A 25,182-nucleotide genomic window follows, 5' to 3' on the forward strand; every position below is an offset into this window, starting at 1 on the left:
GCACCTGCCTATGTCTTTGCAGTCGTGGAATTATTGTGGGTCAGCTTGTGTAGTTTTCAAAAGCGATTGCAAATTAGCAGCTTTTGGTTTCACAAGCCAGAATTTACGGCTGTAGAAGTCGAACTCATTGCGGATTTTATAAGCCCAAGCACTACCTGTTTCTTTGATATGCTCATCGATAATACGCAATAAGAACTCTTTATGATCTTCCATAGATTCTGTTGAAATACGATTTAAATCAATCAACTCATGGTTGTAGTAATCTACGAAGTCATTATCAAGGTCAAGTACATAAGCAAAACCACCAGTCATGCCCGCACCGAAGTTATGACCTACTTTACCAAGTACAGTCACAACACCACCTGTCATATATTCACAGCAGTGATCACCCGCACCTTCGATTACAGCAAATGCGCCAGAGTTACGAACTGCAAAACGCTCACCCGCTGTACCTGCTGCAAAAAGCTTACCGCCAGTTGCACCGTACAAACAGGTATTACCAATAATTGCTGTGTTTTGTGTTTGGAAAGGTGAACCTTGTGGTGGGAAAATCGAAATACGACCACCCGCCATACCTTTACCTACATAGTCGTTTGCATCACCCTCAAGACGGATGTGTAAACCACCAGCGTTCCATACACCAAGTGACTGGCCAGCTGTACCAGTTAAGTTCATTACAACTGGATGTGCTTCCATACCCAAGTTGCCGTAGCGACGAGCAATTTCACCCGATACACGAGCACCGATTGAACGGTCACAGTTCACAACATTAAAGTTGAACTGACCACCCGCACTTGACTCAATTGCAGGAAGCATTTCTGCAACCATTTTCTCAGCCAATACACCTTTATCGAATGGTGCATTACCTTGTACTTCACAGTACTGCGCTTTACCTTCAGCAGAAGGATGTGAAGTTAACAGTGCACTTAAATCAAGATGCGCATGTTTTTCAGTTTCACCCGGTAATACTTCAAGCAAGTCCACACGACCAATCAAGTCTTTTAATGAAGACACACCTAATGCTGCCAACCATTCACGAGTTTCTTCCGCAATGAAGTGGAAGAAATTGATGAGCATTTCTGGCTCGCCGATATAGTGCTCTTGACGTAAATGATCTTGTTGAGTCGCAACACCAGTTGCACAGTTATTTAAGTGACAAATACGGAGATATTTACAACCTAAAGCGATCATCGGTGTTGAGCCAAAGCCAAAGCTTTCAGCACCTAAAATTGCTGCTTTGATGACATCAAGACCAGTTTTTAAACCACCGTCAGTTTGTACACGCACTTTTCCACGCAAGTCATTTACACGCAGTGCTTGATGCGCTTCACTTAGACCAAGCTCCCATGGCGAACCCGCATGGTGAATTGATGAAAGTGGAGATGCAGCTGTACCGCCGTCATAACCTGAAATGGTAATGAAGTCCGCATAAGCTTTTGCAACACCAGCAGCAATTGTTCCTACCCCCGGTTCAGATACCAACTTCACAGATACCATTGCTTTCGGGTTAACTTGTTTCAAATCAAAAATTAACTGAGACAAATCTTCAATTGAGTAAATGTCGTGGTGTGGCGGAGGTGAAATAAGTGTTACGCCCGGTACTGAATAACGTAAACGTGCGATTAAGCCATTTACTTTACCACCTGGTAACTGACCACCTTCACCCGGTTTTGCACCTTGAGCAACTTTAATTTGCAGTACTTCAGCAGAAGTTAAGTACGCAGGTGTTACACCGAAACGACCAGATGCAATCTGTTTAATTTTTGAGTTACGAATTGTGCCGTAACGAACAGGATCTTCACCGCCTTCACCAGAGTTTGAACGACCACCGATCGTGTTCATTGCGATTGCGATTGCTTCATGTGCTTCTGGAGAAAGCGCACCTAAAGACATCCCAGCCGAGTCAAAACGAGGCAAGATATCTTCAACTGATTCAACTTGCTCAACTGGAATTGAATTGGTTGTTTTTAACTTAAATAAGTCACGAATAGTCGCTACTGGACGATTATTCACCAACTCAGCATATTCTTTAAAGTCTTCGTACTTACCAGAGCGAACCGCTTTGTGTAATGAGTTAATCACATCTGGGTTGAACGCGTGGTACTCTTTATCAAATACGAATTTAAGCAAACCACCCTGATCAATTGGTTTACGGCTTGACCAAGCTGTCGCTGCTAATTTTTTCTGGTCTTTTTCGAGGTCAGCAAATGTTGCACCTTGAATACGACTTGGAACACCTAAGAAACACTGATCTACCACTTCAGATGATAAACCTACTGCTTCAAAGAGCTGACCACCACGATAAGAAGCGACGGTAGAGATACCCATTTTTGAAAGAACTTTTAGCAAGCCCTTCTCAATACCTTTACGGAAGTTTGCTTGCGCATGGATTGGGTCACCTAAAAGCTCACCTTTAGCAATCAAATCATTGATCACGTCATACGCAAGGTATGGATAAACAGCGGTTGCACCAAAACCAAGTAATACCGCAAATTGATGCGGATCACGTGCAAAACCAGTTTCAACCATGATGTTTGCATCAGTGCGCAGACCAGTTTTGATGAGGTAATGATGTACCGCACCTGTTGCAAGTGCTGCGTTTGCTGGTAATAAACCTTGGCTGATATTTTTATCTGTTAAGACAATTAAAGTTTTGCCATCACGAACTGCTTGCGCAGCTTCTTCACAGATACGTGTAATCGCAGCTTGCAAACCTTCTTCTTCGGCATAGTTTAAGTTGATATCAACTGCTTCGTAACCCGGACGCTCAATGCTACGGATTTGCTGCATTTTTGAATTTGACAATACTGGACTAGAGATGATGATACGATCAGCATGCTCAGGGCCTTGCTCAAATACATTCTGCTCACGACCTAAACAGGTCTCTAACGACATTACAATTGACTCACGTAGCGGATCAATTGGTGGGTTTGTTACCTGTGCAAACTGTTGACGGAAATAATCTGTCACGTGGCGTACTTGACGAGACAATACAGCCATAGGTGTATCATCACCCATAGAGCCTACTGCTTCCTGTCCACTTTCAGCGATTGGGCGTAGTAACTGGTCGCGCTCTTCAAATGTCACCATAAACATTTTTTGAGCTACTTTTAATGCCTCACCAGTTAAACCTTTATCAACAAGTTGCTCTTCAAGTTCTGGGTCTGCTTTTAAACGAATTGCATGATCACGTAGCCATTCGCGGTACGGACGCATGTTTTTCAAATGCGTACTCACATCTTTAGTATCAAGTACTTTACCTGTTAAGGTATCAACTACCAAAATTTGACCCGGACCTACACGGCCTTTAGAAACTACATCTTCAGGTTCATAGCCCCAAACACCGATTTCAGATGCTAAGGTGATGTAATCATTTTTGGTAATTACCCAACGTGCAGGACGTAAACCATTACGGTCAAGCATACAAATCGCATGACGACCATCTTGAATAACAAGACCGGCAGGACCATCCCAAGCTTCCATATGCTTAGAGTTGAACTCATAGAATGCACGTAAGTCTGCATCTAAAGTTTCAACGTTTTGCCAAGCTGGTGGAACGAGCATGCGTAATGCACGGAATAAATCCATACCGCCACCCACCAAAATCTCAAGCATGTTATCTAGGCTTGAAGAATCTGAACCTGTGCGGTTTACAATCGGATTAAGCTCAGTAAGACCCGGTAATAATGGGTTTTCAAATTTAGGCGTACGTGCCAATGCCCAGTTACGGTTTGCTGTAATGGTGTTGATTTCACCATTATGCGCAAGGTAACGGAATGGCTGAGCCAAAGGCCAACGCGGTAATGTATTTGTAGAGAAACGTTGGTGGAATACCACAATATGCGATTTTAAGCGCTCATCTGCCAGGTCTGTATAGAACTCAGCAATTGCCGCAGGCATCATCAAGCCTTTATAGCTAATGACTGTTGAACAAAGTGTAGTCACATAAAATAACGGATCTTTTTGGAGTTGTTGTTCCGCACGGCGACGCGCCAAGAATAACTTACGGTTAAATTCAACCTCAGTTACACCCATTGGACAGTTCACAATGACTTGTTCAAAAGCTGGTAAAGATTGAAGCGCAATTTCACCTAATGCATCGTTATTTGTAGGAACGATACGCCAAGCAAGAACACGTAAACCTTCTGACTCGATTTCTTTCGTTAAAATATTTTTAGAGTGCTGTGCTAATGCTGGATCAATATTTAAAAATACCGTACCCACAGCAAAAATTTCACTGAGTGTAATATCACTTAGTTTTTTTGCTTCATCACGGAAAAATTGCTTTGGCATCGCCAATAATAAACCGCAACCATCTCCCGTCTTGCCATCTGCGGCAATACCACCACGGTGCGTCATGCAACTTAAACTGTGAATCGCGGTTTCTACTAGATGATGACTTGATTCACCCTTCATATGGGCAATCAGTCCAAAACCACAGTTATCCTTAAACTCATCAGGCTGATATAAACCTTGAGCGGGAGCTACAGTATTAGGCGATGGCATGTGCATAGCGTACCCTTCTTTCAATAAGGCTCTTTCGAGCGTCAAACAAACAACTTCTTTTTGCGATAGTGCCTACCGATGATAGTTAGCTCAATGTTTCGCAAATAAAAAATTTTGGGCTGATAAGCCAATATACGCTGTTCCATTTTTACGTACACTGGTTTTTGCTAGAAAAATGTTTTGACTTATTTCGCACTCTTTTAAAGCAGTTCGACCCCACGACTCTGCATAGAATTCACTTCTTAGAGGGCTAAAATAGTTTGCAGCACATTAATAAGCACAACAATAAAGCAAAAAGTGTGCCATATAGTAAAAATTAATCTAAGTACTTATATTCAATATAAATATATCTATTTTATTCGCGTTATCACACCAAAAAATGACTAAATATGCACCAGATATGGTCAAAAAATATTATTAGATTTTATTTTGCACCAATATTGTGCATATTGTTGAGCAAATTATCTTCTTTTCCTGCCCTTATTTGGGGCATTTTTATTGAATATCGTTTGAACGTGTTTGAGCTGGCTTATTAGGTTGATCAATATTTGAATTCGATTGTTGTACATCCACTACATTTCCTTGAGCATCACGGCGAACAATAGTGGTCTTAGTGGCTGAATTGGTTGCAGGAGCTTTCGGCTGAACATTAACTGCGGCATTAGTTGATCCAGCCATCAATAATGATTCATCAATTGTAGGTAGAGCGGCTGGACGCAGACGAACTTCATAAAGCTGATTATTCCCACCTTTCATCTCATCTGCACCCAAATCATTGACCAAAGGAGCATAACTTGAGAACTGTTGTGGCTGAGGCTTAATAGACTCAGGCAATTGTAGGTTAATCTGTGTTAACTGCTGAATTGCATCGTCTGAGCGTTTAAAGGTTCCATAAACCAAAACATACTGCTCCGCTTGCTGTTCACCACTTAAACGAAAATAAATAAATTTATTACGATCACTACGATTTTTTAAAAAGTTTTTAATGATGTCTTCATCAGATGCTCTAAATATCTCAAGCGTCCATTGTTTTTTATTTTCGTTAATAAATTTCGTACCACGAAACTCTGGTTCATGCTCACCAGATGCAACTGTACGAGTTGTTAGATCAAGTGGACGAACTTCATCAGCTAAAGCACCCAAGTTAGGTGTCGTAGCAACTTTCTCTGGTTGAATTTGAACAGGCGCATCAGAATCAGCTGACTTTTCAACTTCAACCAGTTTCTTGCTATCGGTAATTACCCAGAAAATAAAGGCCAGCAACAAGCAGGCAATACCACCAACCAACCAGATATATTGTTGAACATTCTGCCAAAATGTACGTGATACAGTCATGCTTTACCTTATCTATTATCCGTGTTGATTTGCCAAAATAGCTTGCTTCATCAATTCGACATCAAAGTCTTTAGTAATGACAGCTTGTCCAAGTTGTTTTAATAACACCAAACGTAATTGCCCATTGAGAACTTTTTTGTCATGCGCCATGTATCCAAGGAAATCATCCAATGGAATTTGTGGACATGATATCGGCAAATTCGCACGTTGAATGATTTTTTTTGTACGTGCTACATCTTCAGTTGAGATCCAGCCCAAACGCTGTGATAAATCTGCTGCCATGACCATACCGGTTGCAACAGCTTCACCGTGTAACCAAGTACCATAACCAAGATATGACTCAATCGCATGACCGAAAGTGTGGCCTAAATTAAGTAAAGCACGTTCACCTTGTTCTTTTTCATCATTAGCAACGATACGCGCTTTGTGAGCACATGAACGATAGACAGCTTCTGCAAGTAAATTAGCATCTCTCGCAACAAGCCCATCCATATTTTCTTCAAGCCAAACCAAGAAATCAGCATCACCTAAAAGAGCATATTTGATCACTTCAGCTAAACCTGCTGAAAGTTCACGTTCTGGCAATGTATTGAGTTGTGCCATATCAGCCAGAACAACTTGCGGCTGTTGAAAAGCACCTAACATATTTTTACCAAGCGGATGGTTGATTCCTGTTTTTCCACCAACACTTGAATCTACTTGTGAAAGTAATGTGGTAGGAACCTGAACAAAGTAAACGCCACGCTGGAAACAAGCAGATGCAAAACCAGCCATATCTCCAATCACACCGCCACCTAAAGCTAAAACGGTACAATCACGGTTAAAACCAGCTTCAAGTAATGCATCAAAAATTAAATTTAGATGTTGAATATCTTTGTATTTTTCACCATCAGGCAAAATACAAGTCGCAACTGTTTTACCTAAACTTTTTAAAGCTTCCTGATAGTGGCTTAAATATAAAGGCGCAACCGTCACATTACTGACTATCATGACCTGTTGACCATGAATATAAGGCTCTAGTAATTGTTTCGGGTCAAGTTGACTACCAATAAAAATAGGATAACGGCGTTCGCCTAATTCAACATGTAATGTTTGCATGAATTTATAAAACCACTAGTCAGTTTGTCTATTTTAGCTTGTTCGATAGAATAAGTTGCAAAATCTTTTGTGCGAGATCACGTGCAGCGCCTTGATTCGTTTCAATCGTATAATGCGCAACTTCACGATACAAAGGATCCCTGATCTTTAATAGGTCTCGCAATTTCTGTTCAGGATTTTCAACTTGTAATAATGGTCTGTTTTTGTCGCGGTAGGTTCTTTGTAATTGTAATTCGACAGGTGTATAGAGATAAATAACTATTCCGCGTTGCTTTAAAAATTCTCGGTTAGGCGCTTGGGTAATTGCTCCACCACCTGTTGCCAACACCAACGCTTTACGTAAGGTCAGCTCATTTAAAACCACAGTTTCACGAGTTCGGAACCCAACCTCCCCCTCTTTTTCAAAAATCCAAGGAATAGTTGCCCCTGTCTTGCGCTCAATTTCATGATCACTATCTAAAAATTCACGCCCTAATAGTTCTGCTAAATGACGTCCAACGGTTGTTTTTCCTGCCCCCATGGGCCCTACCAAATAAATATTTGGTAGGGTTTCAAACGCTTTGCTTGGCAAGGCGCCACCTATTTCAATTGCTTTCATTGAAAAATATATTAATGATTTCTCGCCAAAGTGTCATTAACAATTCGTGGTGTTACAAAAATCAGTAACTCTTGTTTATCATCAGACTTTACATCTTTTCTAAATAAACGCCCAACTAAAGGAATATCCCCAAAGAAAGGAACTTTAGTTTGAGAATTCTTTGTTGTTTGCTCGAATACACCACCCAAAATGACAGTTTCTCCATTATCCACCAATACATTGGTATTGATATTATTCTTATTCAGAATTAATTCACCATTTGGTGCTTCACCAGCTATAGAATCCTTAGAAATATCTAATTTCATTTGAATCTTGCCATCAGGTGTAATGCTAGGAGTAACATCCAGACTTAAGAGAGCATCTTTAAATGACGTTGTTACTGTTGAACCAGCACCAGAATTGGTTGTTGATTGGTAAGGAACTTGTTGACCCGTGGCAACTTTTGCAGGCTGCTTATCTGCAGTCATCACTTTAGGTGTTGAAATCACCTCACCATAACCATCAGCCTGTAAAGCTGAGAGTTCAAGGTCCAACATGAAGTCAGACATACTAATGAGGCCAAAGGCAATACTTCCTGCTGGATTAGAAACACCCAAATCAACGTTTAAATTATCTGGACGTTCAATTGTATACTTCCCACTGCTATCTGGATTTTTTAAATTCCATAAAGTTGTTTCACTTCCACCAACCAATAAATCATTATTTTTGGTAATTCCTTGCGAAAGAATACCCCACTTTACCCCAAGTTCTTTGGTAAATGAGGTAGAGGCTCTAACAATACGTGCTTCAACCATAACTTGCTTAACCTGTACATCAAGCAAATCAATCATTTTATGAATTTTATCAATGTTTTGTGCTGTATCATTTACAATTAAAGTATTAGTACGTGTATCAGCAACCGCGCTACCACGTGAGCTCAATAAACTCTCTAAAGCGAGAGTATCTGAATTGGCAGTACGGTTTACGGCTGCTCCTTTTGCATCACGGGTCTCTTCAATTAACTTAAGTACATCCGCTGCTTTCGCATAATTCAAACGAATATAATCTGTTTGGATTGGTGCTAACTTAATCGTTTGAGCTAAGGCTTTTGCCTCATCATCTTCTGCTTTAATTAATTCAGTAACAGGAGCAATCCAAATTACATTCCCATTACGACGTTTATCAAGATTTTTAGTTTTTAAAATAATATCTAGTGCTTGATCCCAAGGTACATCTTTCAAACGTAGCGTGATGTTACCTTGCACACTATCAGCAGCCACCATATTGATGCCTGTAAAATCGGCAAGCAATTGTAGAACACGACGCACTTCAATGTCTTGGAAGTCTAATGAAAGTTTATTGCCTGAATAATTTGGTGCTTTATACGAAGCTGATGTACTTTTATCTTGTGGACGTTTCAAACTAATAGTGAGCTTATTTTCAGCCTGATAGGCCATATATTCATAGCTACCAGATGACTGAATTGTGATTACACCAGCACCTTTTTCATTATAAGCATCAATACTTGAAATAGGCGTTGCAAAATCATTTACATTTAAACGACGTGCTAAATGTGTCGGAATCTTTGTACCTAATGTTCTTATAACAACTTTACTGCCTTGTTGTTGAACATCTACAGGCGTATTACTTCCCAAAAGATCGACAACAACTAAACCTTCTCCCTGACTACCTCGCTGAAAGCCAATATTTGAGACACCTTGTGGTTGTGCGGTAGCTACTGGTATCGGCTTATTCGTTGTTTGAGCTGAATTAATTTTTAGAATGAAAGTATTGCCTTCCACGCGGGTTGTAAAAGCACCAGCATCTTTTAGATTTACTGTTAAACGAGAACGCGTATCATCTGAAGTCACATCAACGGAACTTGCTTCATTCGTTGCAACAGCAATTTTAGACTGCTTTAAACTTTGTTGCGCCTTATCAAAATCCAGTATTAAACGCGAAGGGTTTTCAAGTTGGTAAGCTTGTGGCTGTGGAGGCAAACCATTGAACATGACTCTAATTTCTGTACCCTGACCTGGAACTTGCATTGGTACAATATTGGTCATGCTGACCTGTGCAGATGCAGCCTGCATAATTGCAATCGCTACAGCCCCCATAGAAAACTGACGGAATACCTGATTCATTGTCTGACCATCCCCAATAAATAATCTTTAAAAATACTTTTTCGTTGTTATTCCCTAAATATTAGGGTGCAGGCCCAATCAAGACCAATGTTCTCGGTCTCTCGACATAGCCTTCTCGACCATCTGGCACGATCTCGACCAAATCAATCTGGGTCGGACTAATCTGGGTAATACGGCCCTGATTCATGCCCATATAATTGCCCACTTGTACCCGTTCAACTTGATGATCTGGTGTCTGGATGAGAGCTAATATTTGACCACGACTATTCCGCATGCTTCCTTTCATACTTAAAGCCTCAAGTGCATAACTTTCTAATGGCTGTGGCGTACGTGAGAAATTTGGATAAACCCGTTTTCCAGCCATAATTTTAAGTTCAGCAGCCAGTGAGCTTGGCATAAATGGGCTTTTTAATTGATGAGCAGCATAATTAAATTGTGGTACAGGAGTAAAAATAGGTGCTGGTTCAATAGCTAGCGGCGGTTGATTACGGATATTTGCCATTTGCTGATTGACTGCATCAATTCTTGAATCACATCCTACAAGCGCAGCACAAGCCAAAATATAAAGAGTAATTTGCTTAATTTTCATCATAACTCTCCTATTTCGGCTGATCAGTCGTGCTAGTTGAAGCAGGTGTTGTTGGAGCTTGGGTCGATTGCTTCGCTGTATCTGTTGCTTCTACATAGCGATAGGTTTTCGCTTTAATAGAATAGTTCAATACAGGAATATCAGACTTGCTGTCTTTAGTTGGAGATACATCAACAGTAAAGTCATGCATGGTTACGATACGCGGCAACGCAGCAATACTACTCACAAAAGCTCCAAAGGCGTGATAATCACCTGTGGCTTCTATCGCAATCGGTTGTTCAATAAAGACTTCCTGTTTTACTTCATTCTCCAAGCGAATATTTTTAAATTTCAATCCTGAGTTCACACCAGTTAAGTTAATATCCTCAACCAAACTAGGAATCTCTGTTTCTTTAGGCAACTGCTCTAATTGCTGATTAAAATTTGCTTGCATCTCTTGAAGTTGGACTTGATACTGTTGCAAATTACGTAATTTCGAATCTTTTTCTCGAAATTCGTTTAACAAGTTACTTTCCTGAGCTTGAGCATTATCAATTGCTTGTAGCTTTGGCTGAATAGCAACAAAATAACCCAAGGCTAATACAGCAAAGAAAATAAAAATCCAACAAGTAATTTTTACAGATATGGGCCAACTACCGTAGTTGTTCATATCCAGCGTATTAAATTGTTGAAGGAATTTATCGAGATTAAATTTCTTTTTCTTTGAAGCTGCTTGCTCTAATGATAACTCGTGAAGTTCATCTTGACTCATTTTGCTGCCCCCGTATCTTTAGCTACGGCTGGTTTATCAGCATTATTATCAGCTGTGGTCACGCCCATTTCCCCTAAATCGACAGTCACAACAAAACTACCGTAATTATCTTCTACTCTAGGAAGAAGAGAACTTGCTGCCTTATCTTTTTTATCTTCAGTAGCCAAGAAAGAGTTCATAAAAGCATTTCGATACCAAGGAGATGCTTCAAGATTACGGAGTAGTTCAGCTACCGTATTTGGACTTTCAGCTTTCCCTTCTATCGTAAATTTATCCCCAGTTCGGCTAAATTTCGTTAAATACATTGCAGGTGGCGTGACTCTGACTAACTCATCAACCAGTCTTACCACGACTGGACGCTGACTTTGTAAATCTTGAATCAATTTCATACGCTCAATGATGGCATCACGCTGTTCTTGTAAACCATTTAATGCTTTTAATTGCTGATCAAGGTTTTGATTAGTACTTGTAATAAGTTGATTTGCTTGTTCTTGATCATCTAATTTATGATCAAAATAGAACCACCCCCCAAATACGGTTGTAATTCCTAACACAACCACCCCAAAGCATAACGTTATAAATTGTTTTTTTCGTTGCTCCCTCAGCTCTTCACGCCAAGGTAGTAAATTAATTGTTGCCATTAATCAAAACTCCTTAAAGCCAAGCCACACGCCACCATTAAAGATGAGGCATCATTTTCAATTTTTTGAACGTCGACTTGAGGAGAAAAACCCATCTGTAAAAATGGATTGGCAATAGTGACACGGTAACCTAATTTTTGCTGCAAAAGCTTGGCAAGACCTGGAATATTCGCATTTCCGCCTGCAAGCAGGATATGGTCTATTTCGTTAAACTGAGATGAAGAAAAGAAGAATTGTAAAGAGCGAGCCGCTTGCTGAACTACAGCATCTAGAAACGGATCTAATACTTCAATTTCATAGTCATCTGGTAAAGAACGATCTTTTTTCGCTCGACTTGCCTCTTCTAAAGACAAACCATAACGACTTTGAATTTCAAGCGTAAGTTGTTTTCCGCCAAAAACTTGCTCACGGGTATAAATAATTTTGCCGTTTTGCATGACAGACAATGTTGTCATGGTATGGCCAATATCTAAAACCCCTATCGTATTTGCACCCATAGGCAAGCTATCAGCAAACACACTAAATGCGCGCTCAACAGTATAACTTTCAACATCAGCCAATTTAGGATTTAAATCTGCCAACTCAAGAACCTCAACGCGCGTTTCTACGTTTTCCGTTCTTGTTGCGACTAAGAGTACATTTACACGATTTGAATTCGCAAGCCGGTCAGGTAGAACCTCAAAATCTAGGCTCACCTCATCTAAAGGGAACGGTATATACTGCTCCGCATCTACACGAATCTGAACTTCACGTTCATCATCGCTCATATCCGCATCCATCTCAATAGTTTTATGAATAACCGTCGATGTAGGAACAGCAATTGCAGCATTTTTGGTTTGGGGATTTGCTAAGTTAATCGCCCTTTCCAATGCTTCCGCTACTGCTTCTGGATTTAAGATATTTTTTTCAACTACACTGTTTTCAGGTAAAGGCATCAAAGCGTAGCTTTCAACCCAATATTTACCGTTCTTGACAGAGAGCTCTAACAACTTAACAGAAGTCGAACTAATATCGACGCCCATTAACCCCTTATTAGGTTTACGATATAACCTGAGCACACTATTGTCCTATTATTTTTTTATCCCCAAAAAAAATTACAAACCAACAATCTCGGTCTTTATTTTTACACGGATACAATATCTCATCTAACAATCCGCATGTCTAAAGGCTATACTGACCACAATTAGTTTGTATTCGATCTTATTAAAGCTTACTTATCATGAAAAAGCTATCCAGTTTGGGCTTCGTGCGTCCAATTTTTTTGATCATTATTATTATCTTAGTCTCACTTCCGATGGGATTTTATGGCATGTATCTCTATATTGCCCCAACCCTCCCGGAAATGAGTTCATTAAAGAAAGCACCACTTCTAAAACCATTACAAGTCTATACAGCCGACAATCAACTTATTGCTGAGTATGGTGGTAAACTTTCGATACCGGTCGAATACAAACAAATTCCTCCTGCTTTTATTCATGCATTTTTAGCTGCAGAAGACTCATCTTTCTTTGAGCATAGCGGTATTAGCTTTAAAGGTTTAGGTCGTGCTTTAAGCGAGAGTGTGACTGGTTCCGATGTGCAAACGGGTGGTTCGACGATCACAATGCAGGTCGCAAAAAACTATTATTTAAGTCCCGAGAGAACGTTAAAACGTAAACTAACAGAAATCTTTTTGGCTCGAAAAATTGAGCAAAACTTATCTAAAGAAGACATCTTAAGTCTTTATGTAAATAAGATTTTCTTGGGGAAAAATGCGTACGGTATCGCAGCAGCAGCCAAAATTTACTATAACAAAAGCATTAATGAACTTAGCATTGCTCAAATGGCAATGATTGCAGGTTTACCAAAAGCGCCATCCAAATATAACCCTGTTGTTAATCCTGAGCGTGCACTTGAACGCCGCAACTGGATTTTAGGCCGCATGTTACAACTCGGTTATATTTCTCAAGCGGAATATCAAAAAGCTGTGGCTGAGCCTATTAATTTGAATATGCCCAACCGCGACTTAAATAATATTCATCCATATGCTGGTGAAATGGTTCGCTCAGAGCTTGTAAAACATTTTGGTGAACAAGCCATTGACTCAGGTTATAAGGTTTATACGACCATTAATGCCCAACGTCAGGCCATTGCAGAGAAATCTGTACAAGATGGATTAGAAGCTTATGACCGTCGTCATGGCTGGCGTGGAGCTGAAGCACATGACAAACCATTAAGCCAATTTAGAGCTTATGCCAACACCTACCCTGCCGAAGTTACTAAGGTAAGTAGCAACTCTTTTGAAGCATTAATGCAAGATGGCTCAACAGTTACTGTGCAATGGTCTGGTATGTCATGGGCACGTCCCTATCGCAATGCGAATAGTGTAGGTGGAGCACCTTCACGTGCATCTCAAATTGTTAAAGTGAAAGATATTATTCGCTTACGTCCAAATGAAGCTAAAACTGCATGGTCGTTAGTTCAAGTACCAAAAGTTCAAGGCCAGCTTATTGCAATTAATCCAAATGATGGCTCAATTGAAGCGATTGTTGGCGGCTATAATTTTTATCAATCAAAATTTAACCGCGCTTTGCAAGGCTGGCGTCAACCAGGTTCTACCATCAAGCCATTTCTTTATGCTTTGGCATTAGAACGTGGTATGACACCTTACACCATGGTCAACGATAGTCCGATTACCATTGGCAAGTGGACACCAAAGAACTCTGATGGTCGTTACCTAGGCATGATTCCATTACGACGCGCTTTGTATTTATCTCGTAATACTGTATCAGTAAGACTTTTGCAAACTGTAGGAATTGAACGTACTCGTCAGTTATTCATGGATTTTGGTTTACAAGAAGATCAAATTCCACGTAACTACACTATTGCCTTAGGTACACCTCAAGTATTACCAATTCAAATGGCAACGGGTTATGCAACTTTTGCAAATGGTGGTTACCGTGTTCAACCACATTTCATCCAACGTATTGAAGATGCATACGGTAAAGTTATTTACGAAGCTAAACCAGAATATGCATGTATTCCATGTATTAATGCACCTGAAACAACAGATGATGCTCAAGCAACCACACCAGATGATCAAGTTGTTGAAGTGACCAATAAAGAGTTGGAGCAGAAAGAAAAAGTAGCAAAACAGCTTAATCTTAAACAAACAGATAAAAATAACAGTCAATATCGACAAGCTCAGCGTATTTTAAAATCAAGCTCTGCTTATGATATGGCGAATATCTTACGTGATGTGATTGAGCATGGTACTGGTCGTGCTGCACTTAAAATTGGCCGTAGTGACTTGGGTGGTAAAACAGGTACAACAAACGATGCAAAAGATGCATGGTTTGCAGGTTTTAATGGCAAATTAGTCGCTATTACTTGGGTTGGTTTCGACCAACCAACGACACTTGGTCGTCGCGAATATGGTGGTATTGCCGCATTACCAATTTGGATTAACTTTATGGATCAATCGCTTAAAGGTACTCCAGCGTCTTGGGTTCGTTTAGAGAAAGATGCTCAAGCACCTATTTCTCGTGAAAAACAAGATGTCGCAAGTGAAGTTGGCGATAAGAAAACATATCGCGCAGCGCCACCATTGGCTCGACCACTTTATCGTCCTGCACCGCCACAGCCTAAAAACACTACCAATGACTTCGATGACTTACCAGGCGAAGAAATTGTAATTCCATCTAAGGCAGCGCCTCCAGCAATGAAGCCTTCACAAGGAGCAACACCGAAGCGTGACAAAGATGAATTAGAAAACTTGATTAACCAAATTGAGTAAAAATAAAAAAGCCATCGTTAGATGGCTTTTTTATTACGCTTTTGAAAAAGATATATTTGAAATGATGCTGTTACTTGCAGGTGTGATTGCTGTTCTAATTGCATACGGCGCTCTGGAGAAGCCTTATATGCATATGGAGTCATAGCAATCAGATTTTTTAAAGCCTCCTGGTCAAGTAATAAAGGAGCATCAATAACTTGCTGTTCTTTCAACTCAAATAAATCTTGCAGTTGTTCAACAAACTTTTGCGGTGTGTGCGGATTGACCTGCTCAAACATTGCCTCACGCATCGCATATAAATGTTCAGTTGCAGGTGTGACAACAATTAAATATCCATCATCTTTTAGCACACGTAAAATTTCTGCTTGTGGAATTGGACTAAAAAGGCTGGTACACACATCCATACTTCGATCGATTACCGGTAAAGTCGCTCCCGTACCAACAACCCAAGTCACGTTGTGATTTAACTTTGCTGCGCGTTGTACAGCATTTTTCGCAATATCTACACCTACACACTGCTCAACAGCATCTTGCATTGCACTTGTGTAGTAACCCTCACCACAACCAATATCAAGTACTGATTTAGCTTTAAGCTGCTTTAGCAAAGCAACCACAGCTTGCTGTAAAGGTTGATAATAGCCATCCTGTAAAAAGGCACGGCGCGCATCTACAGACTCTGGAGTATCTCCTGGATTTTTACTGTGCTTATGTTGAACAACATGTAAGTTTACATAACCTTGTTTTGCAATGTCATAGCTATGACCCTGATCACATCGCCAAGTTTTATTTACCAGCTCTAGTCTTTGACGACACACAGGACACATTAAATTTTGCATAGTCACTTTTAATTATTCTCTTGTTCTTTTTGTTGTAAATAAGCCTTTGCGTGCAGTCCGACAAATGTGCGGCCTGCATTTGTTCCAGAAATCCATTCATCTACATCAAACAAATCAAATAAACCAATTTTAATTAAAGTCGGAATCGCAATTTTTAATTCCTCTTCAATTTGGCCTCGCTGCCCTGCATTATACAAATCAATATTATGCAACATCGTCGCTACTGTTCCAGTTTGTACTTTACTACCATCTTTAAGTACAACTTGAGGTAATACTTCCCCATCACTAACCACTTTTTGGTTAATTACAGATAATTGGTCTAGCCCAACAACCTTTGTCATTTACCTCTCCAATAAAAAAAGCCAGTAGAAACTGGCTTTATATTGACACCAAAATAATTTCTAGCGCAATTTTAAGGTCATTAAGCCTAATACGACTAGTATAATCGTAATAATCCAGAACCGAATAACCACTTGAGTTTCTTTCCAGCCTTGTTTTTCATAGTGATGATGTAAAGGCGCCATCAAGAAGACACGCTTATTCCGCATCCGTAGCGATCCAATTTGCAGGAATACCGAAACAGCTTCCATCACAAAAACACCGCCCATAATCGCAAATACGATTTCTTGGCGCACCATCACAGCAATTGTTCCAAGCATCGCACCTAGAGCTAAAGCACCCACATCACCCATAAAGACTTGCGCTGGGTGTGCGTTATACCAAAGAAACGCCAAGCCTGCACCAATCATAGCAGAACAGATCACAACCAGCTCTGAAGTATATTTCACATATGGAATATGCAAATAATTAGCAAAACGGATATCACCAGATAAGTAAGCGAATACACCTAAACCTGAAGCAACCATAACCACTGGCATAATGGCCAAACCATCCAAACCATCAGTTAAGTTAACCGCATTAGACGCACCATTAATGACTAAATAAGTGAATACAATAAATGCTAAACCTAAAGGAACAATAGAAAGTGGGATAGAAAGATTCTTAAAGAAAGGAATCAATAAATCCAACATATTTGCAGTATGTTCTGCATTAGATTGTTCAGTTGCAATTAAATATAACGTAATACCAGCACCGAGTGACGCAATAGAAGTCCAGAAGAATTTCTTACGAGCAGGTAAGCCAGCATTGTCTTTGTAGCGGATTTTAATCCAGTCGTCTGCCCAGCCAACCGCACCAAACACAACCATCACACCAAGCACAATCCAAACATACGGATTAGATAAATCAGCCCACAATAGAGTACTAATACCAATTGAAAGCAGGATTAGAATCCCACCCATCGTTGGTGTACCCATTTTTTTGGCATGATTTTCAGGAGCAAACGAACTTACTGCCTGACCGTATTTTAACGCTTGTAATTTACGAATCATGATCGGTCCGAGAACCAAACCAATGGTCAGTGACGTTAATACACTGAGTAAAGAACGTAATGTTAAATAACGAACGACTTGAAACGAACTGTGATAGCCCGCAAGTTGTTCAAACAACCATAACAGCATTTAAAGTTTCTCCATCAAATCAGCCATCAACGTTTCCATATGAGTAAAGCGAGAACCTTTAAACAGGAAACTCATGGACTGGGGTTGATGTGTTTGGATTAGATTGATTAAAAATGGAAGCGCCTCAGCTTGAGTCTGAAATGCTTTCAATTTATTAGAATGAAGGCCTGCACCTTCAAGAGCTGCCGAGGCAAACTGCCCAACTGCAACAATATGGTCTAAAGGAAGTTCTGCAAGATCTCGACCTAAATCGTGATGCTCTTGCCAACTACTATCGCCAAGCTCTCCAATATCACCCATCACCATGACTTTAATGCCATTTTGCTGAAGTAATACTTGTGCCGCAGCACGCATAGAGGTTGGATTGGCGTTATAAGTATCATCAATAAACAAGTAAGGCGCTTTTTGAATAAAGTTCAAACGACCTTTCGCACCTTGCGCTTGCTCTAAACCTTTTACAATATCTTCTAGGCTAATTCCTAGCGCTAGAGCAAACGCTACGGCTGCCGTTGCATTTTGTACATTATGCTCGCCAGCAAAAGGCAATCTTACGAGGCTAGTGCCTTGAGGCGTATGTAGCTGAAAATTGGCAGACTGTGGTAGCAGCTCAACTTCTGTAGCAAATACATCACCACCTATACCAAAGGTAGAAATTTGATGATCTTTGGCTGCTTCACGAATCTCGGCAGTAAAATCGTCTTGTTGCGGAACAATAGCAACGCCCTGAGGCAAAATATGACGATAAATTTCCGATTTAGCACGGCAAATGCCATCACGTCCACCGAACTCACCTAAATGAGCAGTTCCAATATTTAAAATGCCCGCGACATGTGGCTGAACGAGTTTTGATGTGTAATCAATTTCACCTTGATGATTTGCACCAAGTTCCATCACCGCGTATTGATGTTCCTTACGAAGCTCAAGCAGCATCATCGGCACGCCAAGGTCATTATTTAAGTTGCCTCGCGTAATGAGTGTAGGTGCTAAACGTGACAGTATGCTTCCTAGCATTTCTTTCGTGGTAGTTTTGCCACTACTTCCCGTTAAAGCAATCACTTTCAATTGAGCATTTTGTTGACGGCGATAAGTACCAAGTTGCCCCAAAGCTAAACGAGTATCAGCAACCACAAGCTGAGCAATATCAATATCTAATGGACGTTCAACAATCGCAATTTGACAACCATTTGCTGCAACTTGTGCAACGAAATCATGTGCATCAAAACGTTCACCTTTTAATGCTAAAAAGGCATCCCCACTTTCCGCATGACGAGAGTCAGTCAAAATACGTTTAATTTCAGTTTGAGGGATCTGGTCTTTATGCCAGTAACCCTGCGTTGCCTGTTGTAATTGTTGAGCTGTCCACGGTTCCAAAGGCACGGTACTGGTGGTTGAAGTATGCATAATTTTTCCTATTGTGCAGGGTAAGCAGCATCTACCGTATGATGTTGTGCATCAATCGCAGAACGCACTTCAACCACATCATCAAACCAGTGACGCACACCATTAATTTCTTGATAATTTTCATGTCCTTTACCGGCAATCACCACAATGTCACCAGCTTGAGCTTGTTCTGCAACAAATTTAATTGCTTCACGGCGGTCATGAATTTCATGCATACGGTGCCCTGAAAAATCGATTCCTTGCTTCATGTCAGCAAAAATCTGTTCAGGGTCTTCTGTTCTTGGGTTATCTGAAGTCAAAATAACTGGATTTGCACCATCTAAAGCGGCTTGAGTCATGAGTGGACGCTTACCACGGTCACGGTCTCCACCACATCCAAATACCGCCCAAAGCTGATTAGAGACATGTCGCTTTAAGGTCTTAAGCACTTGAATTAATGCATCTGGTGTATGTGCATAATCGACTACAAACAATCGCTCATCATCACGAATGACTTGCATTCGGCCTGGGGCACCAACTAGTTTAGGAACAAAATGAACTAATGCTTGTAAATCAAAACCAGCTTGCTCAGCAGCTATGAGCGACGCAATCAAGTTTTCAACATTAAAATGGCCTAATAGCGGACTTTCTACCGCAAATGAACCTTGCTGACACATCAAATTAAAGGTTGCACCAGCCAAGCTATAGCTTAAATCGGTGATGTAATAATCGGCTGTATTTTGATTTAATGAATAAGTCAAAATTTTAGGTTGCGCTGGATTATTCTGAGCAGACTTAATCATTAAATCTGCATGTGCATCATCTAAATTAATCACAGCAATTTTTAATGAATTAAATTGGAACAAACGAGCCTTTGCTTCTGCATAAGCTTCTAAAGTGCCATGATAATCAAGATGGTCACGACTTAAGTTGCTATAAACAGCAATTTCAATATCACAGCCATTTAGTCGCCCCTGCTCAAGACCATGCGAACTCGCTTCTAATGAAGCAAAAGTTGCACCCTGCTTAGCATAAGCATGTAATTCATTTTGTAATTGTAGAGCATCAAGGGTGGTATGCGTAGAAGGAGTCAAGTCTGGCAAAATACCATTACCAGTCGTCCCCATCACTGCACAGCGCTGCTGTTGTGAACTAATTAACTCAGCAATTAAGCGAGAAATAGTCGTTTTACCATTTGTCCCTGTTACAGCAATAATCCTTAATGGTTTAACTGTATCAGTCTGTTGTAAATAACGTTTTTGCCACTCACCCATGCGCTGGCGCACATCAGGGCATACCCACTCATTTGCAACACCTAATTCGGTTTCACTAATTACAGCTAGCGCTCCATTTGCTAAAGCTGCTTCAGCAAATGTACGTGTTTTTTCAGGTTGGCTATAACTGGTCAACGCAATAAAAATTTGACCCGCTCCGACTTTTCGACTATCTAAATTAAAACCATGAAATGGCTGTTGAGGCCACTGTGCATCAATCTCGATTGGATTAATTTCTTGAAAAGAAATAGTCATAGCTTACCTGCGAGTAGGATTCTGTGGAGTATTAAGTGGCTTATCAAGCGGTACGTTCATTAAACGCAGTGACTCTTGCATAATACGAGCAAAAACTGGTGCAGCAACCAAACCACCGTAGTAACGACCTTGTGGATTCTCCACAACCACGATAACTGCTAAACGCGGGTCACTAATTGGTGCAACGCCTGCAAATAAAGCACGATATTCACTATTTGAGTAGCCTTTACCATCCGCACGTAATTTATGAGCGGTACCTGTTTTACCACCTACTCTATACCCTGGGATATTGGCCTGTGTCGCCGTACCACCCGGCATAGTCACTTGCTCAAGCATTAACAAGACTTGATCAGCAATTTTAGGATTTAAAACCTGCTCACCTTTAGGCGCCTGATCCAATTTATGCAAGCTTAATGGCATTTCGACGCCATGATTCGCAAGCATCGCATAGCCTTGTGCTAACTGAAGAATAGTTGCGTTTAGACCATAACCATAAGCCATGGTACCAATTTGAGAAGAGTTTAATTTACTTACAGGAAGTACTAAACCAGCACTTTCACCCGGGAACTTCACTGCAGAACGTTTACCAAATCCAACACGCTTAAAGAAGGTCGGCAATGTCTCTTTCGGAAGTGATAATGCAATTTTTGCAGAACCTACGTTTGATGACTTAATAATCACACCAGTTACAGTCAAAGCCCCGTAGTTATGGGTATCACGAATCGTATGCCAACCCAGACGCATTGAGCCGGGTGAGGTATTTACAATGGTATTCGGCGTATATTGCCCAGTTTCCAAAGCAGATGAAATCGTGAATGGTTTCATGGTTGAACCCGGCTCGAACATATCGATCGCACCACGGTTACGCATAGCATCTTTATTCGATAAACCATTCTTATCATTTGGGTTATAAGATGGCCAACTGGTCATTGCTAAAATCTCACCAGTTTTAACGTCAACTGCAATAGCCGTTGCTGAACGTGCATTATTCGCAACGCCTGCGGCCGTCAATTCACGGTACATAATGTACTGTAAGCGAGAGTCGATACTTAAAGTGATGTTCTCACCCGGCTCGCCCTCACGGATTACTTCAGAAACTTTTAAGCGATTCCCGCGCTTATCACGAATAATTTTTTGTTCGCCATCGACGCCGGAAAGCTGTTTATTCAACTGCATTTCCAAGCCCTCAACACCTTTTCCATCACTATTGGTCAAGCCAATAATTTGGGCATTCGGCTGTGGTTGCGGATAATAGCGTTTGTAAGTTTTCTCCGCATAGACCCCTTGGAAGTTGCCTTTCATAATAAGGTCAGCTTGTTGCGGTGGAACTTCTTTTTTCAAAACCAGATAGCGAGAACGCGGACGCGCATTCATCTGGTTCTTAAGATCAGCACGGTCAACACCAACTACATCAGCAAGCTCATCTAGGTTTAAATTTTTATCAGGTAGCTGACGTTTTAATTTACGATTTTTTGGATCTTGTTTTAGTTCAGCCGTAATTTGATCGTATAAATGTTTGGTTTCAAAATAATCACGCGGATCCATCACAATTTTCATGATTGGACTACTAATCGCTAAAGGCACGCCGTGGCGATCGCTAATCACCCCACGCATAGCTTCTATACGTTCAGTACGCAAAATATTGGCATTGGCCTTATTTTGTAAAAAGTCCTTATTAATGATTTGAACATAAAATGCACGCGCAATTAATACCACAAAACACAGTAGTACCACTGCCCAGAGCAGATAAAACCGCCACATATCAAAGGCAAGACTTGGTTTTTCCGAAATAGACTGCTGTTTTTTTCGTGTTTGCTTTGTTCGCTTATCTACCATACAGCAAGGCCTTACTTATTGTGCTCTGGAGTCATCGGTAAAGAAATTACCACCGTTTCTGCAGCAGGTGGCGAAAACATTCGTAATTGTGTGACAGCACGTGTACCAATTTGAGCAGTAGCACCAAACGTTTGCTGCTCAATCAATAAACGTCCCCATTCAGCATTGAGATCATCACGTTCACGCATATAAGAGCTTAGCTCTCTATAATCATGACGATACTCAAACACCTGTAATACCACCATCATGGCACTGATAAAAACCACTGCCACCATGACTGCATACACTACGAATTTTTTGACCACTTTTTTTCCTGTGGTTTCGATTTCATCACTGCTTTTCATTACTCGCCTTTTTGTTCCAAGCGTTCAGCAACCCGAAGCCATGCACTACGTGAACGTGGGTTCGCTTTTACTTCTTGTTCACTCGCACGAACCCGCGAAATTTTCTTTAATCTTCTCGTATCAATCTGCTGCTCTGGCATACCCCAACCAGAATCCTCGGCTAAAGTTGATTCTTTTTGAATAAACTGTTTGATCAAGCGGTCTTCAAGCGAATGGAAGCTGATCACCGACAAACGTCCTTTTGGTTTAAGCAAGTCTACAGCTTGCGGCAAAAACACTTCAATATCATCCAGTTCTTTGTTAATAGCAATACGGATTGCCTGAAAAGTACGCGTAGCTGGATGCTTATGCTTTTCCCATTTTGGATGAGCTGTTTTTACAAGTTCAGCCAATTGCGCCGTAGTATCTAATTTTCCGGCTTGTTTAATTGCTTTCGCAATACGTCGACTATATCGTTCTTCACCGTATTGATAAATGATATTAGCCAATTGTTCTTCTTCAATTTCAAGTAACCATTCAGCAGCCGTCAAGCCTTTAGAATTATCCATGCGCATGTCTAAAGGGCCGTCTTGCATGAAACTAAAACCACGTTCTGCTTGGTCTAATTGAGGAGAAGACACACCTAGGTCAGCCATAATCCCATCAACGCTTTGCACCCCAATTTCCTGCATTTTTTCTTTTATATCAGCAAAACTTGCATGAATAATGGTAAATCTTGGGTCTTCTTGTGCCAAGGCAGCTGCAACTTCCAAAGCTTGAGGGTCTTTATCAAAAGCATATACTCGGGCATTTTCATCGAGTTTCGACAATAACAAGCGCGTATGCCCGCCTCGTCCAAAGGTTGCATCGATATACACCCCAGTTGTGCGATCTGCCAATAAGCTTTCAACGGTCTCAAAAAGTAAGACAGAAATATGCGACATAGGAGTTAAATCATAGCGTAAAAATGTAACTGCACATTATCACCTTGTTTGCGACTAACACCAAACGGCTTTTTGTAGGAAAATATTAATTTTTCATAGAGAAAACCGTTTTCTTTGCATTTTTTAGACAAAATAAAAAGCAAGCTCACCTTTTCAGGTTCACTTGCTTCAATATTAAAAGTTTAAGTAATTTTTAAACTAGAGAACTGCACATATTTTATTTACTGTTTACCATCATAAATCTGATCAAAGATGGCTCCATTGGCAAAATGAGTTTGCTGAGCTTTTGCCCATCCACCAAAAACATCATTAATTGTAAATAATTTAATTTTTGGAAATTGTGCTGCATATTTAGCAGCGACCTGAGGATTACGTGGACGGAAATAATGTTTAGCGGCCAACTCTTGCCCTAAAGGTGAATATAAGAAGTTGAGATAGCCTTTTGCCAAGGTACGGTTACCGTCCTTGTCGACTGTTTTATCTACAATCGCAACAGATGGCTCTGCCAAAATTGAAATGGATGGGTAAACAATTTCATATTTATCTTTATCAAGGCCTTTAGTTGCCAATAATGCTTCATTCTCCCAAGAAAGTAGAACGTCTCCAATTCCGCGCTCAGCAAATGTAGTAAGCGAACCACGTGCCCCAGAATCTAGCACTTTGACATTGTGATAAAGTTTTTTAACCAGCTCTTTTGCTTTTGCATCATTTCCACCTGGCTGTTTTAAAGCATATCCCCATGCAGAAAGATAAATCCAGCGCGGTGCTCCCCCCGTTTTCGGATTAGGCGTAATAATTTCAACACCCGGCTTAGTTAAATCATTCCAGTCACGAATATTCTTTGGATTACCTTTTCTAACTAAAAACACGACTGTAGATGTATAAGGTGCCGAGTTATTAGGAAATTCTTTTTGCCAGTTTGGCTGGATATATCCTGCTTTAACAATTTCATCAATATCGTTTGCTAAAGCCAAAGTCACCACGTCAGCCTGAAGACCAGTTGCTACAGCACGCGCCTGTTTTCCTGAACCACCATGGGATTGTTTAAAGTCGACATCCTGACCGGTGCGCTGTTTCCAAAATTTTCCGAATGCCTGATTATATTCTTGATAAAATTCGCGGGTTGGATCATAAGAAACATTTAAAAATGTAGTCGCAGCCTGCACCGCAGTTACTGCCAACCCCATATATGTTGCAACTGCAATTATTGCTATTTTTTTCATTTATTAAAAAATCCAATTTATTTTAAACTCTAATATATTTTTATTTTTTTATTTTTCAATCAAACACTTATAATATTTTAAGGTTTGCTAATTACTTTAAAAGATATAATCAACGATTACTTTTTATTCATAATTTCGAAAAGTTTTGTAATTATTCTTATAGTTTATTTATAGT

At 40.4% G+C, this 25,182-nt stretch carries 18 protein-coding genes and 1 pseudogene; 1 reads left to right on the forward strand and 18 read right to left on the reverse strand.

Features of this window, described 5'->3' with window-relative positions:
- Nucleotides 1-30: 30 nt before the first annotated feature.
- From gltB to AC056_RS11175, 9 genes and pseudogenes are all read right to left on the reverse strand, one after another.
- Nucleotides 31-4,506, reverse strand: a complete 4,476-nt coding sequence (gltB, locus tag AC056_RS11135; RefSeq protein WP_171220357.1) for a glutamate synthase large subunit — start codon at nt 4,504-4,506, stop codon at nt 31-33.
- Between the two features lie 461 nt (nt 4,507-4,967).
- Nucleotides 4,968-5,841 (reverse strand): annotated as a pseudogene (locus AC056_RS11140) (hypothetical protein).
- Nucleotides 5,842-5,856: 15 nt separating this feature from the next.
- Entirely contained in the window at nt 5,857-6,939 is a 1,083-nt protein-coding gene (aroB, locus tag AC056_RS11145; RefSeq protein WP_077163634.1) for a 3-dehydroquinate synthase, read from the reverse strand.
- Nucleotides 6,940-6,967: 28 nt separating this feature from the next.
- Complete coding sequence (aroK, locus tag AC056_RS11150; RefSeq protein WP_004705195.1) at nt 6,968-7,537, reverse strand: shikimate kinase AroK; 570 nt, start codon at nt 7,535-7,537, stop codon at nt 6,968-6,970.
- Nucleotides 7,538-7,548: 11 nt separating this feature from the next.
- The gene (pilQ, locus tag AC056_RS11155; RefSeq protein WP_077163635.1) at nt 7,549-9,660 is read right to left on the reverse strand and encodes a type IV pilus secretin PilQ family protein; all 2,112 of its coding nucleotides are present in this window, start codon (nt 9,658-9,660) and stop codon (nt 7,549-7,551) included.
- 61 nt (nt 9,661-9,721) lie between these two features.
- Nucleotides 9,722-10,249: a pilus assembly protein PilP gene (locus AC056_RS11160; RefSeq protein WP_004705193.1), complete on the reverse strand. Its 528-nt coding sequence runs from the start codon at nt 10,247-10,249 to the stop codon at nt 9,722-9,724.
- A gap of 10 nt (nt 10,250-10,259) precedes the next feature.
- A complete protein-coding gene (locus AC056_RS11165; protein ID WP_039251102.1) occupies nt 10,260-11,000 on the reverse strand; it encodes a type 4a pilus biogenesis protein PilO in 741 nt (246 codons plus the stop codon).
- Entirely contained in the window at nt 10,997-11,641 is a 645-nt protein-coding gene (locus tag AC056_RS11170) for a PilN domain-containing protein (RefSeq protein WP_077163636.1), read from the reverse strand. The genes AC056_RS11165 and AC056_RS11170 overlap by 4 nt, the downstream gene beginning before the upstream one ends.
- Nucleotides 11,641-12,699 (reverse strand): pilus assembly protein PilM, encoded by a 1,059-nt coding sequence (locus tag AC056_RS11175; protein ID WP_167370372.1) that lies wholly within the window; start codon nt 12,697-12,699, stop codon nt 11,641-11,643. The genes AC056_RS11170 and AC056_RS11175 overlap by 1 nt, the downstream gene beginning before the upstream one ends.
- A gap of 161 nt (nt 12,700-12,860) precedes the next feature.
- Here AC056_RS11175 and ponA point away from each other — a divergent pair, with 161 nt between their 5' ends.
- On the forward strand, nt 12,861-15,416 hold the full coding sequence (ponA, locus tag AC056_RS11180) for a penicillin-binding protein PBP1a (RefSeq protein WP_139344648.1): 2,556 nt from the start codon (nt 12,861-12,863) through the stop codon (nt 15,414-15,416).
- A 17-nt stretch (nt 15,417-15,433) separates the two neighbouring features.
- Here the strand turns inward: ponA and AC056_RS11185 are convergent, their stop codons facing one another.
- The 9 genes from AC056_RS11185 to AC056_RS11225 all read right to left on the reverse strand — a co-directional run bounded on the left by AC056_RS11185 (nt 15,434) and on the right by AC056_RS11225 (nt 25,007).
- Nucleotides 15,434-16,258, reverse strand: coding sequence for a putative RNA methyltransferase (locus AC056_RS11185; RefSeq protein WP_139344649.1), 825 nt, complete (start codon nt 16,256-16,258; stop codon nt 15,434-15,436).
- Between the two features lie 2 nt (nt 16,259-16,260).
- Nucleotides 16,261-16,593: a hypothetical protein gene (locus AC056_RS11190; RefSeq protein ID WP_077163639.1), complete on the reverse strand. Its 333-nt coding sequence runs from the start codon at nt 16,591-16,593 to the stop codon at nt 16,261-16,263.
- Nucleotides 16,594-16,653: 60 nt separating this feature from the next.
- Nucleotides 16,654-17,772 (reverse strand): phospho-N-acetylmuramoyl-pentapeptide-transferase, encoded by a 1,119-nt coding sequence (gene mraY / locus AC056_RS11195; RefSeq protein WP_077163640.1) that lies wholly within the window; start codon nt 17,770-17,772, stop codon nt 16,654-16,656.
- Nucleotides 17,773-19,173 carry a UDP-N-acetylmuramoyl-tripeptide--D-alanyl-D-alanine ligase gene (locus AC056_RS11200; protein WP_077163641.1) on the reverse strand — a complete coding sequence of 467 codons (1,401 nt, stop codon included), beginning with the start codon at nt 19,171-19,173 and terminating at the stop codon, nt 17,773-17,775.
- Nucleotides 19,174-19,181: 8 nt separating this feature from the next.
- Nucleotides 19,182-20,681, reverse strand: coding sequence for a UDP-N-acetylmuramoyl-L-alanyl-D-glutamate--2,6-diaminopimelate ligase (locus AC056_RS11205; protein ID WP_077163642.1), 1,500 nt, complete (start codon nt 20,679-20,681; stop codon nt 19,182-19,184).
- Between the two features lie 3 nt (nt 20,682-20,684).
- Entirely contained in the window at nt 20,685-22,517 is a 1,833-nt protein-coding gene (ftsI, locus tag AC056_RS11210; protein ID WP_077163643.1) for a penicillin-binding protein PBP3, read from the reverse strand.
- Nucleotides 22,518-22,528: 11 nt separating this feature from the next.
- Nucleotides 22,529-22,861, reverse strand: a complete 333-nt coding sequence (locus AC056_RS11215) for a cell division protein FtsL (RefSeq protein WP_004705170.1) — start codon at nt 22,859-22,861, stop codon at nt 22,529-22,531.
- On the reverse strand, nt 22,861-23,784 hold the full coding sequence (gene rsmH / locus AC056_RS11220) for a 16S rRNA (cytosine(1402)-N(4))-methyltransferase RsmH (protein WP_039251089.1): 924 nt from the start codon (nt 23,782-23,784) through the stop codon (nt 22,861-22,863). Before rsmH ends, AC056_RS11215 begins: the two co-directional genes overlap by 1 nt.
- Before the next feature lie 221 nt (nt 23,785-24,005).
- Complete coding sequence (locus AC056_RS11225) at nt 24,006-25,007, reverse strand: sulfate ABC transporter substrate-binding protein (protein WP_019457884.1); 1,002 nt, start codon at nt 25,005-25,007, stop codon at nt 24,006-24,008.
- Nucleotides 25,008-25,182 lie beyond the last annotated feature (175 nt).

Origin of the sequence: Acinetobacter genomosp. 33YU (assembly GCF_001990725.1) — a bacterium.
In the GTDB taxonomy this organism is placed as follows: Bacteria; Pseudomonadota; Gammaproteobacteria; order Pseudomonadales; family Moraxellaceae; genus Acinetobacter; species Acinetobacter seifertii.